The organism is Sanyastnella coralliicola, assembly GCF_030845195.1.
Taxonomy (GTDB): domain Bacteria; phylum Bacteroidota; class Bacteroidia; order Flavobacteriales_D; family Sanyastnellaceae; genus Sanyastnella; species Sanyastnella coralliicola.
Map to the genome: position 1 here is coordinate 2,375,941 of NZ_CP132543.1, position 14,317 is coordinate 2,390,257.

The window sequence follows — 14,317 nt, forward strand, 5'->3', positions numbered from 1 at the left end:
CAATTTCCTTCCGCTCAGGAGAGCGTTCTCAGCTAGTTAACGGCTTATTGTGTCCGATATTTTAAAGTCTGTTAAAAGAGTTTTCCACATAACGTGGAATCTTAGGAAATCGGCTGTGGGATTAGTTGATGACAATCTCCGACATAAACACCCAACTTGGTTGTCCAGCTGCGTCGTGCCATTCTGGACATGGCCCTGGATTTTTCGCTTCAACTTTGACATAGCGAGTCGTGAATTCATCCCAGTTTTTTCCAGCTACAACGATCCGCTGTTCTACGTTTCCAGACATGGAAGGCATATCAATACGAGCGAACTTTTCCCAGTTCAATCCATCGTCTGAGCTCCAGAGATCAATGTACTCCGGACTAAAAATCCATGCGTTGCCATAGATGTAGACTGGGATTTGAACGCTAGAAATTGAGGTTGATTCGCCAAGGTCAATTTCATAGATCATGTCTACCCCCTGCTCTGCTTGCCAATGTCCGTCTCTGAAGTCAAAACTGCCTGAGAAACCGTCCGTCATCGCCTTGTCTCCTCCACCAGTATACCAATCAGAGAATCCATTGATCACTTTTGTAGGTGCCCCGAGAGCCAAGTGATTCGCAAGATTTAATTCGATGGTGTCACCATAAACTCTTCCATTTTTGTAACCCACCACCTCGTACTCGTGCAATCCGGGGGGAATTTTGATCTCTCTTCCCTCCTGCCAAGCTTCTCCAAAGGTGCGCCAGCTTACTTTCAATCCACTCACGCGATCTACAATCGACACCTTTCCCGGTTCCGCGCTAGCGAATTCAAAAGGCACAGTAGCCGCGCCATAATCAACGCCTAACTCATCGAGCGCAGCGTATTCGCGATCTACTCTCCGCTCAAACTCTTGATAATTGCGCTCTTCAGGATAGGCCCACAACACCTCGGCCATGGCTAAGATTCGAGGAAAGACCTTCGAATCAACCTTGTCTTGAGGTGCGTGTTCAGTCCACATATTGCATTCTCCACCAATGATATATTTCGCCTGATCGGCGGAAAGTGATTCAGGAATCGGGTCAAAAGAATACACCTCTTCTAAGTCTGTCGAACGGACGTCATAGTCGAAGTAAGCGTGGCTGGTCGGACTCATCACCACCTCTCGCTCCATCTCGGCAGCTGTGATGCCGCCTTCCATGCCTCGCCACGATTGTACCATGGCTCCTTCTGGAAGCCCGCCTTCAAGGATTTCATCCCATCCGATCAGCTTGCGGCCTCTCGAATCAAGGAATTCTGCGAAATGCCCGATCATCCAGCTTTGGAGCTCGTGCTCATCGTGAAGCCCTTCTTCTTTGATGCGTCGCTGACACTTCTCACATTGCTCCCAGCGTGTCTTGGGCGCTTCGTCTCCCCCTATATGGATGACATCGGAAGGGAAAATCTCTAGCACTTCATCTAAGACGGTCTCCAAAAAGGCAATAGTACTGTCGTTTCCAGCGCAATAGATGTCCTTGAAGACACCCCATTCATTCTCAACAGGAATTTGCTCCCCCGTGCAAGAAAGCCACGGGTACGACGCAATGGCAGCGGAACTATGTCCTGGCAATTCAATCTCAGGAATGACCTTTATGTGACGAGCAGCCGCATAGGCTACGATATCTCGCATCTCTTCTTTGGTGTAGAATCCACCGTGAATAGAACTGTCTTTTTCAGTGCGCCAAGCGCCTACCTCCGTCAACTTGGGATAAGCATCAATCTCTACTCTCCATCCTTGGTCTTCGGTTAAATGCCAGTGCAAGACATTCATTTTATATCGAGCGAGGAGGTCGATGTAGCGTTTCACGAACTCTGGTTCCATGAAGTGGCGACAGCAATCCAGCAACATTCCACGGTGGCGAAAAGAAGGTTCATCGTCAATGGTAACGTGCTTTAAGTGATCACCTTTCTTCCACTGTACGAGGGTCATGACCGCGTTGAAAGCTCCGTGATTACTACCGGCAGTGATTTGTACTCCGCTTGAATCTATGTTAAGCAAGTAGGCCTCAGGAATTCGAGACCAACGCGAACGCTGAAAACGGATATCCGCTTCTTCTGGTGATTCCACTTTGCGAATGGGACGATCGAAGAAGGCAGACAACATTTCGGTTTCAGACTCAAATCCACCTTCGTCAAAAACAGTCAGTTCTTCAGATAAAACGTAGGCTACTTGTCCTGACAACTCCATCGACTGAGGTTTCGGGATAAGCTGAGGAACTGCCATCTTAATCATGGCATTCTTGCTTGCTTCTTTTGGAACGCATCCCACGAGGAGCGCAACAAGCACAAACCAAAATAGTCTCACAAATTCAGGGGTTGTTTCTCTTGTAGAGGGATGAAGATCTTAAAGATGCCCACGTATCTGAAGGTATCAGTACCCATGGGAATTTCATACAGAGAGAAAATGTAGAAGTTCTTTCGTTCGGCCATCTTTTCAGCCACTCCTGCGGCGATCTTGCTTGCTTCACTTCCGAAGAGTTCGGCAATGTCATTTCCTTCTGACCCTTCAAGCATGCGATCTTCCAATCGTTCGGCAACAAATACCTTGAAATCTTCTCGATCTGGATTGGTCAGAAACATAGCTACGAGCGCTATGATCAGGATGGGAAGGAAGCGTTTCATAGAGAGGGTTTGTGTGAAGTTAGTAAACTTCCCTTAGGATTCTGCCTCGAATTGCTTTTGCGCAGCCCAAGACATCACAGTGAAGCCAGCCGTTTCTGTACGTAAACGATAATGCCCTAAGGATACTGGTGTCCAACCATTCGTTTTTGCCAAATCAGCTTCGTCATCAGAAAAATCTCCTTCCGGACCGATGGCAATGATGCTCGGCTTCGACGCATCATACGCTTCAGAAAAGAAAGCACTGGGCTCATCTTCCCCTAACCATGCGATCATTTTATCCTTGTCCAATTCCGCGTTAGCGAAAAGATCATCAACATCAGTGGGCGGATGAATTACTGGCTTATAGAGGTGCAGACTTTGCTTCATGGCCGAAATCGCAATCTTCTCCCAACGATCGGTACGCGCGTGCTTACGTTCGCTGTTGTCACACCAAATCGGAATGATCTCGGTACAGCCCAGCTCCACCGCCTTCTCAATGAACCACTCAAAACGGTCGCGGTTCTTTGTTGGTGCAATGGCTATCGTTAGGTCAGGCGTATCCTTTTCGCGCTTATCGAGTACCTCAAGATTCACGCGTACTTCCTTCGCTGCAGCTTCGTAGATGGTGCCTTCAAAGAGGGTTCCCATTCCGTCAGTGACATAGATAACATCACCAGCGCGCTTTCGAAGCACTTTGATCACGTGTTGCGATTCATCCTCAGGAAGCATCGCCATTCCTTCAACGATATGGTTGGTATAGAATAATTGCATGGGCCGAAAATAAAAAAGCCGAGGATTGCTCCCCGGCTTTTCGTTGATTATTGTGAGGTCTTATACTTTTTCTGCCACTTTAGGAGCAGCAGCCATAATCTCTTCATTCGCGAAATCGCTGTACTCGTCGAAGTTGTCGATGAACTTTTGAGCAAGCACTACCGCTTTCGTATCGTATGCGTCTTTGTCAGACCACGTGTTGCGTGGGTCTAGGATCTCAGTCGGAACGTTATCACAAGAAGTTGGCATCTGCAATCCGAATACCGCATGCTCTGTGTAGTCAACGTTATCTAGCTTTCCTTCGAGTGCCGCTGTGATCATCGCTCGAGTGAAACGCAACTTGATACGCTCACCTTCACCATAACCGCCACCGCTCCAACCAGTGTTCACTAGCCAAACGTTTACGTCGTGCTCTTCCATCTTCTTCCCTAGCATTTCTGCATATTTCGTTGGGTGAAGTGGAAGGAATGGAGAACCGAAACAAGCAGAGAATGCTGTTACAGGCTCATCTATTCCTGCTTCTGTACCTGCAACTTTAGCAGTGTAACCAGAGATGAAGTGGTACATCGCTTGACCTTTCGTTAGACGAGAGATCGGAGGTAATACTCCAAACGCGTCACAAGTCAAGAAGAAAATATTCTTCGCATGGCCACCGGCTGAGGGTTCCATGATATTATCAATGTGATCAATCGGGTACGACACACGTGTGTTCTGCGTCTTCGTTGCATCATGGTAATCAGGAGTACAACCGTCATCCTGGAAACCGATGTTTTCTAGAATCGCACCGAACTTGATCGCATCCCAGATTTGAGGCTCCTTCTCTTGAGAAAGATCGATCGTTTTCGCGTAACAACCACCTTCGAAGTTGAATACTCCATTTTCTGACCACCCGTGCTCATCGTCTCCGATGAGGTGACGGTTTGGATCAGAAGAAAGGGTTGTTTTTCCTGTACCTGAAAGTCCGAAGAAAACAGCAGTGTCTCCGTCGTCGCCCACATTCGCTGAACAGTGCATCGAAAGCACGTTGTTATCATGCGGAAGGACGTAGTTCAACACAGAGAAGATTCCTTTTTTGATTTCACCAGTGTACGCTGTACCTCCAATGATGATCATCTTCTTCGTAAAGTTCAATACGGCGAAGTTGTGCTGACGTGTTCCGTCGATACCTGCTTCTGCCATGAAGTCTGGAGCACAGACAATGTGCCACTCAGGATCGAAGTTGTCAATCTCTTCCGCCGTAGGACGAAGGAACATGTTGCTTGCGAACATATTCGACCATGGGAACTCAGTTACCACACGAATATTCAAACGGTATTTGTCGTCTGCACAAGCGTACGCGTCGCGTACATAAACGTCGCGGTTTGTTAGGTAAGCACGCATGCGAGCGTACAGCGCATCGAATTTCTCAGGATCGAACTTGTGGTTCACCGGACCCCACCATACGCTGTCGCGTGTGGTGTCATCAATAACTACAAATCTGTCTTGAGGGGATCTACCAGTGAATTCACCGGTATCAACTGCTAGCGCTCCCGTATTCGTGAGCATTCCCTGGCCGTTCATCAGGGTTTCTTCGACAAGCTCTGCTGGCGTTAGATTCCAGTAAGCGTTTGCCACTTTACCAAGCCCGATCGAATCGAGCGTGGCTCCATCGGCTTTTCTTCCGAAGTGATTCATAAAGACTGCTGTTTATTGAGCAATATGCTAGCAAAATTAGGTCTTTTAGAAGGGAGAGTTGCAAGCGAAGCTGCCTATTCTTTGTCAGTGATTTTCCACATCCCACGTGTAAAACCCAGCTATCCAAGGCCAGTTAAACTAAGTGTCTAATCAACACTTTTAACTGTTAAAATTCGCACAAGTAGGATTCCGAAAGCGACGATCAGGAGCGTTCCGCCGATAGGTGTAATAGGACCAAGAATACTTCGCATCGCATGACCTTGGGGAAAGGAAATTAGGAGATAAATGCTCCCGCTAAACATTAACGTGCCGGTAGTCAGCAATCTAGCCACCCATTTCACGCGATCTTGAAGGAAGATTTTACCTGCGATGACGGTCAGAGCAAGCGCCATTCCCATCCATACTTGGTATCGAACCGCTGTGAGGTAGCTAGTCAACTGCTGTTCGGCCAAAACGGCTTTGAGCGCATGGGCACCCATAGCTCCAAGGATTACCCCTGTACCGATGAAAAACACAGAGATGGCAAGGAATTGTCGTTGGAATGGAGTCATGATCTGATTAATTATCTTTCGACAAAATTACGCACGATGAGAAAGATGACGTTCCATTTCCTGACAGTTTGTTTTGCAGCTTTGACTTTGGCAGCTTGTAATGAACCTCAGAACAATGACAGCGCTGAAGAAGAAATGCCTACGGTTCAACAACCCTCGAACCTGACTACAAACAAGGAGGAGGCAACAAAACCGGAAGAGGTAATTGATCGCCGACCAGGCGACTACGACGCCAATGCAAAGGCAAAAATGGACCAGCAGAAAGAGGAGGTAACAGCTACGGAGGAGAACATTACAAGTCCTTACCGTTACCTAACCACTACTGAAAAATTCAGCCATTTTGGGGAATTGTTGAAGGCTTCCACTCTAAGTAAACACGTGCATGGTATGGGGGTAACTGTTCTAGCTCCGCGTAATGATGTTATGGAAAATTACCCGGCTTGGAGAGACCTTCTTAAAGAAGGAAATGTGGAAGCCATTGATGCTTTCGTTTCGGCTTATATCATTGACGAAATCTTCGGATACAAGGAAATGACTTCTCGTGAGAATTTGATCAATCACACCGGAGAGCCATTGAAAATCACTGACCGCGGTGGGTATGAGATTGCCGGCGCAAGCATCAGCACTGAAGAAATCTCGACACGAAATGGGAAAATTTTGGTCATGAACGACCTTTACGAAGCTCCCTGATTACATCATTTTCTGAGCCTCCATTCGAAGTAAATCTAAGGTCTGCTTAATTGCTTGATTCCCTGTTTTTGCTTCGAGGTCAAAGATTTCTTTGCTCAACGCCATGCCTGAGGCCTCTGGTCCGGCTTTCGTTGCAGCAATCTTTACCATTTGAAGAACTTCATCTTTGGCATTCTTGGTCAATTCCCAAGCTGTACGGCTCACATACATCTGCATGCTGATGTTGTGCTCGAACTCAGAACGAACCGCTTTAAGTAGTTCTAGTTGCAACTGAGCTCCGTTCATTGAACCTTGATTGACGCGCATCACTAAATTAGAGGGTGTGATACGCTCCAACATGATAATCAATCTCTCATAAGCCTTCATTTGTAGCGGAAGGCTGTGCTTGCGCTCTTCTGAACGCATATGCCACTTTTGAAATTCGCGCTGGTCATTGCGCATTCTGTTAAAGAAGATCATGGCCGTCAGGAAGACAAGAAGTGCGGGCACAAGTAGGAGAAGTATGTCTAAGAATGTATCCATTTCAATACCTTTCGTTACAGGAAGAGTTGATGTTTACCTATTATTACAAACGCGAAGGAAATGAATTTGTTGAATATGCACTTGAAACGATTTGGAATCTTATTGGTCTCTTTGACCTTCTTCGCTAGCGCGGAAGCTCAATATCAGTTTGAACGAGATCAAGATATCGCTGTATTCCAGGAAGCTGAATTACTGAACCCTTGGGTTGGCGGTTTCACTGCCCCGCAATTCTCGCGTATCGACGTTGACTACGATGGAGACAAAGATCTTTTCGTATTTGACCGCGATGGGAATCGAACCTTGGTATTCACCAATGAAGACAGCTCCGATGGTGCCATCAACTATAAATACGCGCCAGAGTACGCCTCGCTTTTTCCAGAACTTGTAGACTGGGTGTTACTTCGTGATTACGATTGTGATGGGAAAGAAGACATCTTCACAAGTTTCCAGAGTAGCGTAAAAGTATATCGCAACACTGGGAACGAGCAAGATGGACTAAGCTTTGAATTAGCTTCCGGTCAAGTGCAGTGTGAGTTTGATTTTGGTGGAGGTCCTGAAATCTTCCCTCTGCTGGTGCTTTCCATCGATCTTCCGAGCATTACTGACTACGACGGGGATGGTGATCTCGACATTGTCACCTTCACGGAATCTGCCACAACACTTTACTTCTTCGAAGGACAGGGAGCCGACAACGGTGATTGCTCAGATTTGAGCTTTAAGTGCACGAACCGCTGTTATGGCATGGCTGCCGAAAGTGCCGAAGATAATTCATGGTTAATTGGAGACGAGTTTGACTGTCCGTTCAACGTCGTTGACCCACGTTCTTCAGACGACCGTGGTTACCGTCACACGGGAGGATCCATTGTCAGTTTTGATTTTGATGATAATGGAGTGAAAGACCTAGCGATTGGTGATGTATCCTTTAAAGAGCTAGCTGGATTATACATGGCCAACGCCGTAGATGGTCAAGACAGCACAGTTATTGTTGATGCTAACTTTCCAGGAAGTTTAGATGATCTTCCAGTTGAATTGCAACGATTCCCAGCAGGATTCTACGAAGACATTAATAATGACGGCGTGAGTGACCTAATCGTGGCTCCTAATACGCGCATCGAGACGAATGACGACGAAAGTATTTGGCTTTATCTAAACGAAGGTACCGAGAGCAACCCAGAATTTGTGTTTCAGGAAACGAACTTCTTGCAGAACACATGTATTGAGGTTGGACGAGGAGCCTACCCGACATTCTTCGATTACAACGGAGATGGTTTGCAAGACTTGGTACTGGCGAATAAGGAGTACTACGAATTGGTAGACCTCCTCCCTTCGCAGCTAGCGCTCTTTGAAAACACAGGAAGTGCAACTGCACCAGAATTTACCTTGATCGACGATAACTGGCTTGACATCCCTTCGTTGCAAGTAGAATCGATATACCCTGCGTTTGGAGACATGGACGGCGATGGAGACGACGACATGATCTTAGGTGAAGAAACAGGCATTATTCACTTCTTCAGAAACGTGGCGGAGGCTGGACAACCAGCCGACATGCAACTAGAAATCGCAGCAATTACAGACTCTAACGGCGAAACGATCGACGTCGGGCAATTTGCCACACCTTTCATCGTAGACGTTGATGAAGATGGACTGCTTGATGTCCTCATCGGTGAGAAATTAGGAGTGATCAACTGGTATAAGAATACGGGTACGGTGAATAGCTTCGGCCTCACTCTACAGACTGGCGACGATCCAGAGAGCTTTGGAGGGGTTTACGCCGATAACTTCCTGGGCATTAACGGATACAGTGTTCCACAGCTGATCAAGGATGGAAACGGAGAATTCCAGTTGTTCATGGCCAATGAGCTAGGTACGATTCAACACTTCGATGGAATTTCAGGAAACCTCTCTGGTGTCTTCAATGAGGTCGACGAAAGTGTAGAGAACATCCAAGAAGGATCACGCGCTGGTTCTTGGGTCATCGACATTAACAACGACGGATTGCTGGACCTCTTCTACGGAATTCAAAACGGAGGATTGATCTTCTTCCGAGGTTCAGATCCAGACACCGTTGAAGAGTTAAAGCAAGTGCAAGCGAAGGTCTACCCAGTCCCTGGAAATGACCGAGTGAGCTTCGAATTCAGCCAAGTGGTAGACGGAACTCTTGAAATTTACAACCTCAGCGGACAAATCGTTGAACAGGTTGTGATGAATCAGACGCGACGCACAGTAGTCAATACCACTGACCTTGCTTCAGGAATGTACATCTACCGAGTAGCCGGTGTAAAAGACCTCTCAGGAAGGCTCGTCATTCAGCATTAGGCGAACATTCTCAGCATTCACGGGTTCTACCTAAAAGACCAATGGAACCCGTTAAGAAACACATCCTCGCTGCCACTCTCTATGTCGTGCTCATGGTACTCGTACCACTCCTCGACGTACCAGTGATGCTGGTGATCTTAATGATCGGGCTTCCATTCATGCTTACATGGCTCGCCGTGCGTATTCTCAAAGACGGCACTCCCACAGAAAACAGCTTTGAAGATCAATTCTACGATGACCGCAAAGATCTTCAACGCGTTCCGGTAAGGGACGAGAGTCGAGAGACTAGGGACTAACGAATCTGAAATCGATAAACTATAATCGATAACTCTTAGTGCGTTCCGCGATCCGCAACCTGCGATCCGCGATCCGCATTCCACGTTGCACTGGTTCTTTCGTGTTTACTACAATTGATCTGTAGTGTTGGATGAATTACGGCCTATCGACATTGGGTGCCTTTCTCACAGAAGCCCTAGGTTTCGGTTTGGTTGGATGTCATCCAACCCTACATTTCGTTTTAAACTGGATGAGAGGTTAGGCGCATAAATGCGCCGCAAAAGGACAATACGGAGACTGAAGGGAATCTGAAATCGATAAGCTATAATCGATAACTCATACTGCGTTCCGCGATCCGCAACCTGCGATCCGCGATCCGCATTCCACGTTGCACTGGTTCTTTCGTGTTTACTACAATTGATCTGTAGTGTTGGATGAATTACGGCCTATCGACATTGGGTGCCTTTCTCACAGAAGCCCTAGGTTTCGGTTTGGTTGGATGTCATCCAACCCTACATTTCGTTTTAAACTGGATGAGAGGTTAGGCGCATAAATGCGCCGCTAAAGGACAATACGGAGACTGAAGGGAATCTGAAATCGATAAGCTATAATCGATAACTCATACTGCGTTCCGCGATCCGCAACGTGCGATCCGCAATCCGAGTTCCGCAACCCGCAACCCGCGTTCCACATTCCACGTTCAACATTCCGCATTCCGCAACCCGCGTTCCGCGTTCCAAAAAAAAGGGACCCCATTCGGAGCCCCTTCCTTCAAATATGATTTGTGACGCTTATGCGTTCACCTTATTCATGTTGTCAAGAACGTCCATTACTTCGCGAACTGCTTTTGCAGAAGTTGCGAGGAGTTCTTTCTCATCGTCGTTCAAGTCCAGTTCGATGATCTTCTCGATACCGTTCTTACCTAGTTTCACAGGAACACCTAGGTAGATATCGCTCAATCCGTACTCACCAGTTAGCCATGCACATACTGGGAAGACACGTTTCTGATCTTTCACGATCGCTTCTACCATCTGCGCTGCTGCCGCACCTGGTGCGTACCATGCAGAAGTACCTAGAAGGTTTACGATTTCACCACCACCTTTCTTCGTGCGGTTAACAATCGCTTCTAGTTTGTCAGCATCGATCAATTCAGTTACAGGAATACCACCAACAGTTGTGTAACGTGGTAGTGGAACCATTGTGTCTCCGTGACCTCCCATCAATACCGCTTGGATATCTTTTGGAGATACGTCCAACGCTTCTGCAAGGAACGAACGGTAACGCGCAGTATCAAGGATACCAGCCATACCGAATACTTTGTTGCTTGCCTTGTTTGCAGTCAGGTAAGCAGCGTAAGTCATTACGTCAAGTGGGTTAGAAACCACGATGATCTTCGCGTCTGGAGAATGCTTGATTACGTTTTCAGTAACGCTTTTTACAATACCAGCATTCGTTGCGATCAAGTCATCGCGGCTCATTCCAGGCTTACGTGGAAGACCAGAAGTGATCACTACTACCTCAGATCCGGCAGTTTTGGAATAATCATTGGTAGAACCAATAGTGCGAGTGTCATACAAGTTGATCGGAGAAGTTTCCCAGATATCGAGGGCTTTACCTTCAGCATATCCTTCCTTGATGTCAAGGAGTACAACTTCGTTAGCCACTTCGCGAGTCGCTAGTACGTTTGCACACGTAGCGCCAACATTACCAGCGCCAACTACAGTTACTTTCATTTAGAAACGAGTTAAGTATTCTTTCTCAACGTCTTGATCTATGGGATTTTCCCTAGACGCGGCGCAAAATTACAAAACAATTTTGTTCAGAACCTCCCGTTTCAGTCACATTAACCTGCTATTTAAATCGCTAATTTCGAAGCGTATGAAACCACGCGTATTTTTACGAACCATCCTTCCTCTCTTCGCCCTACTGCTAAGCGTTTCCGCGCTAGCGCAACCAGACAAAACATTCCCTTCTGGAGAATTTGGCGTAGACTATAATGTCACCGATGCCAACGGAAAAAAGCAAGGAAAGTGGGTTCGCGTGTACGAAGGTGGCGCCATTTATTACAAAGGACAGTTCACCGATGACGTTCCTCAAGGTGAATTTTGGTTCTGGTATGACTCCGGTGAAGCCATGAGCAAGGTCAACCACCTTGACGGCACCAAACACATGGATGTGGTGAACTACCACAAGAACGGTTACCCAATGAGCGCCGGGATTTACAAAGAGGTAACTATTGACGGCAAAGTTGAACGCGTCAAAGACGGTGAGTGGGAATTCTACAACGATAAAGGGTACCTGAAATCAAAAGAAAATTTCGTGATGGGCAGCCAAGAAGGGCTTGCCACTTCGTATTTCGAAACAGGCAAGGTGTTGCTTGAAGTGAACTACAAGAACGGGATGAAGAATGGGCAATGGACTGAATACTTCGAAGATGGACAGGTCAAAGGAACCGGCTCGTATAAAGACGATCAGTACCACGGTGATTACACCCTGTATTGGGCGGGAAGAAAGAAGCTCGTCTCGGGAAGCTACTTTGAAGGAACAAAAGATGGACTTTGGATACAGTTCAATAAAGACGGGAGCATGCAGCTCACGACGAAGTATGACAAGGGCGAAGAAAAAGGTTCACGACGCGAAAACGGTGAATTCACGGATTACTACCCTTCAGGAATTCCGTCTGGAACATATGAGTATGAGGATGGCGAGAAGAGTGGCCCATTTCAGGAGTGGTACGACATGGGAGAATGGATTCAGAAACCGATGGACACTCCCCTGCCTGGAGGAGGTATCCAATTCAAGGAATCTCTCGTAGGAACACAAATAAAGCGAGAAGGTGATTATCTTGAAGGAAAATTAGAAGGACCTATCACCTACTATGATGAAAAAGGCCGCATCACACGAGTTGAAAACTGGGTTGATGGCGAGCTTGAATCAACCGAAGAACGATGAAAGTATTTCTACCCATACTATTCACGATCCTAACTGGAGTAGCCATCTTGAGTGGTTGCGCAAAAGAAACTGATTTCGAAGCCATTGATCTTGGCTATGATTACTTCCCAAATACCGAAGGCACCTTCATTGAATATGAAGTAGACAGTATCAACTACGGTATTGAAGTTGACACGGTGCACTTCTACCTTAAGGAAGTCATCGCTGAGGAGTTCATCGATGACGAAGGCAATTTGGCCACGCGCATCGAACGCTTCAAGAAATTCAACATGGATGATGAATATGTCTTGACTGACGTATGGGTTCAGAAACGTACTTCGACCACTGCAGAGCGCATTGAAGAGAACTTCCGCTACGTTCGTTTGGCTTTCCCTGTAGAAGCGGGTGAAGTTTGGGATGGTAACGCTTACAACATCGAAGAAGCTTGGGATTACACTTATACTTCCATCGGTGGTTCGTACAACAATGGCGTGCTTCCTTTCTCAAATACATTGCGTGTTCGCCAACGTGAAAACATCAACCTCGTTGATCAAGAATCTGCTTGGGAGGTTTATGCGCGAGGCATCGGACTGGTACACAAAAAATTGACGGACCTCAATTACCAGTTCTTCGAAATTACTGGCGTCGACATGGAAATGCGCGCGATTGCTTTTGGTACGGTTGAGTAATCAATAACCGTATTTATCCTTCCACAATCCTTTTAGATAAGCTCTGAGATTATTCTCTCTCGGGTTATTTCCTGGCTCATAAAACTTCGTTCCTGCAATCTTTTCAGGTAAGTATTCCTGTGCCGCAAATTTCCCTGGGTTCTCATGGCTGTAATCGTAGCCTTTGCCATACCCCAGATCTTTCATCAAGTTCGTTGGAGCATTGCGTATATGCATTGGGACCGGAAGATTCCCTGTCTCACGCACTACTTTCTGCGCCATACCAATGGCTGCATACGATGCATTTGACTTTGGTGATGCTGCCAAGTAGGTTGCACATTGCGAAAGGATGATTCTTGACTCCGGCCATCCAATGCGCTCCACTGCTTCGAAGGTGGTGGTTGCCATTACCAATGCTGTTGGGTTGGCATTCCCAATATCTTCACTGGCCATGATGACCATGCGTCGGGCAATGAACTTAGGGTCTTCCCCTCCTTCAACCATGCGTGCGAGATAGTAGACAGCCGCGTTCGGATCGCTCCCTCGAAGACTCTTGATAAACGCAGAAGCGATGTCGTAATGCATCTCCCCCGTCTTATCATACATCGAAGGATTCTGGTGAACCACTTGCTTCACGAGTTCGTCTGTGATCTCCACTGGGCCTGTTCCTCCAGCATTCACAACTAGCTCAAAGACATTTAGCAAACGACGGGCATCTCCACCGCTCAACTTGAACAAGGCGTCAGTGTCTTTGATTTCGATTTGACGGTTCTTCAGCAGTTCGTCGTTACTCATGGCGCGTTCTAACAGACCCATCAGCTGATCTTCCGAAAGCGGATTGAGAGTGTAAACTTGACAACGTGAGAGCAATGCCGAAATGACTTCGAAAGAAGGATTCTCGGTTGTTGCACCAATCAAGGTCACATCACCTTTCTCTACAGCTCCCAACAAACTGTCTTGCTGTGATTTACTGAATCGGTGAATCTCGTCGATGAACAGGATCGCATTTCCGCCAAACATACCCGCGCTCTTCACTTTCGCAATCACTTCGCGGACATCCTTCACACCGGAATTAATCGCAGACAAAGTGTAGAACGGCCGTTCCAAAGTCTCCGAAATAATCGTGGCCAAGGTTGTCTTTCCTACTCCTGGTGGTCCCCAAAGAATCATTGAGGGGATATTCCCACTCTTGATCACACGGCCAAGCAGGGCATCTTCCCCAACCAAATGTCCCTGTCCCATGTAATCATCAAGGGTTCTCGGACGCATACGTTCTGCCAACGGCGTTGCAGTTTGCATAGCCCAAAGCTAAAT

13 protein-coding genes are annotated in these 14,317 nt (G+C 47.0%); 5 read left to right on the top strand and 8 right to left on the bottom strand.

Annotated features, from left to right (window positions below; translation table 11 throughout):
* Nucleotides 1-121: 121 nt before the first annotated feature.
* The 5 genes from RA156_RS09765 to RA156_RS09785 form a co-directional block, all read right to left on the bottom strand.
* Nucleotides 122-2,308 (bottom strand): glycoside hydrolase family 20 protein, encoded by a 2,187-nt coding sequence (locus RA156_RS09765; protein WP_306639774.1) that lies wholly within the window; start codon nucleotides 2,306-2,308, stop codon nucleotides 122-124.
* Nucleotides 2,305-2,625, bottom strand: coding sequence for a DUF4359 domain-containing protein (locus tag RA156_RS09770; RefSeq protein WP_306639775.1), 321 nt, complete (start codon nucleotides 2,623-2,625; stop codon nucleotides 2,305-2,307). The genes RA156_RS09765 and RA156_RS09770 overlap by 4 nt, the downstream gene beginning before the upstream one ends.
* A gap of 33 nt (nucleotides 2,626-2,658) precedes the next feature.
* Entirely contained in the window at nucleotides 2,659-3,375 is a 717-nt protein-coding gene (locus tag RA156_RS09775) for an RsmE family RNA methyltransferase (RefSeq protein ID WP_306639776.1), read from the bottom strand.
* A gap of 60 nt (nucleotides 3,376-3,435) precedes the next feature.
* Entirely contained in the window at nucleotides 3,436-5,049 is a 1,614-nt protein-coding gene (gene pckA / locus RA156_RS09780; protein WP_306639777.1) for a phosphoenolpyruvate carboxykinase (ATP), read from the bottom strand.
* A 146-nt stretch (nucleotides 5,050-5,195) separates the two neighbouring features.
* Nucleotides 5,196-5,600: a DUF423 domain-containing protein gene (locus RA156_RS09785; RefSeq protein ID WP_306639778.1), complete on the bottom strand. Its 405-nt coding sequence runs from the start codon at nucleotides 5,598-5,600 to the stop codon at nucleotides 5,196-5,198.
* Nucleotides 5,601-5,636: 36 nt separating this feature from the next.
* Here RA156_RS09785 and RA156_RS09790 point away from each other — a divergent pair, with 36 nt between their 5' ends.
* The gene (locus RA156_RS09790) at nucleotides 5,637-6,290 is read left to right on the top strand and encodes a fasciclin domain-containing protein (protein WP_306639779.1); all 654 of its coding nucleotides are present in this window, start codon (nucleotides 5,637-5,639) and stop codon (nucleotides 6,288-6,290) included.
* On the opposite strand, the gene RA156_RS09795 is transcribed toward RA156_RS09790, so the two are convergent.
* Entirely contained in the window at nucleotides 6,291-6,812 is a 522-nt protein-coding gene (locus tag RA156_RS09795) for a DUF7935 family protein (protein ID WP_306639780.1), read from the bottom strand.
* Between the two features lie 60 nt (nucleotides 6,813-6,872).
* On the opposite strand from RA156_RS09795, the gene RA156_RS09800 reads away from it, so the two are divergent.
* Together RA156_RS09800 and RA156_RS09805 are read left to right on the top strand one after the other, a co-directional pair.
* Nucleotides 6,873-9,128, top strand: coding sequence for a T9SS type A sorting domain-containing protein (locus RA156_RS09800; RefSeq protein ID WP_306639781.1), 2,256 nt, complete (start codon nucleotides 6,873-6,875; stop codon nucleotides 9,126-9,128).
* A 41-nt stretch (nucleotides 9,129-9,169) separates the two neighbouring features.
* On the top strand, nucleotides 9,170-9,424 hold the full coding sequence (locus RA156_RS09805; protein ID WP_306639782.1) for a hypothetical protein: 255 nt from the start codon (nucleotides 9,170-9,172) through the stop codon (nucleotides 9,422-9,424).
* A gap of 771 nt (nucleotides 9,425-10,195) precedes the next feature.
* Here RA156_RS09805 and mdh read toward each other — a convergent pair.
* On the bottom strand, nucleotides 10,196-11,137 hold the full coding sequence (gene mdh, locus RA156_RS09810) for a malate dehydrogenase (protein WP_306639783.1): 942 nt from the start codon (nucleotides 11,135-11,137) through the stop codon (nucleotides 10,196-10,198).
* Nucleotides 11,138-11,282: 145 nt separating this feature from the next.
* On the opposite strand from mdh, the gene RA156_RS09815 reads away from it, so the two are divergent.
* Both RA156_RS09815 and RA156_RS09820 read left to right on the top strand, forming a co-directional pair.
* Nucleotides 11,283-12,356, top strand: a complete 1,074-nt coding sequence (locus RA156_RS09815) for a toxin-antitoxin system YwqK family antitoxin (protein ID WP_306639784.1) — start codon at nucleotides 11,283-11,285, stop codon at nucleotides 12,354-12,356.
* Complete coding sequence (locus RA156_RS09820) at nucleotides 12,353-13,024, top strand: hypothetical protein (protein WP_306639785.1); 672 nt, start codon at nucleotides 12,353-12,355, stop codon at nucleotides 13,022-13,024. The genes RA156_RS09815 and RA156_RS09820 overlap by 4 nt, the downstream gene beginning before the upstream one ends.
* On the opposite strand, the gene RA156_RS09825 is transcribed toward RA156_RS09820, so the two are convergent.
* Nucleotides 13,025-14,302 (bottom strand): replication-associated recombination protein A, encoded by a 1,278-nt coding sequence (locus RA156_RS09825; protein ID WP_306639786.1) that lies wholly within the window; start codon nucleotides 14,300-14,302, stop codon nucleotides 13,025-13,027.
* Between the last annotated feature and the right edge of the window lie 15 nt (nucleotides 14,303-14,317).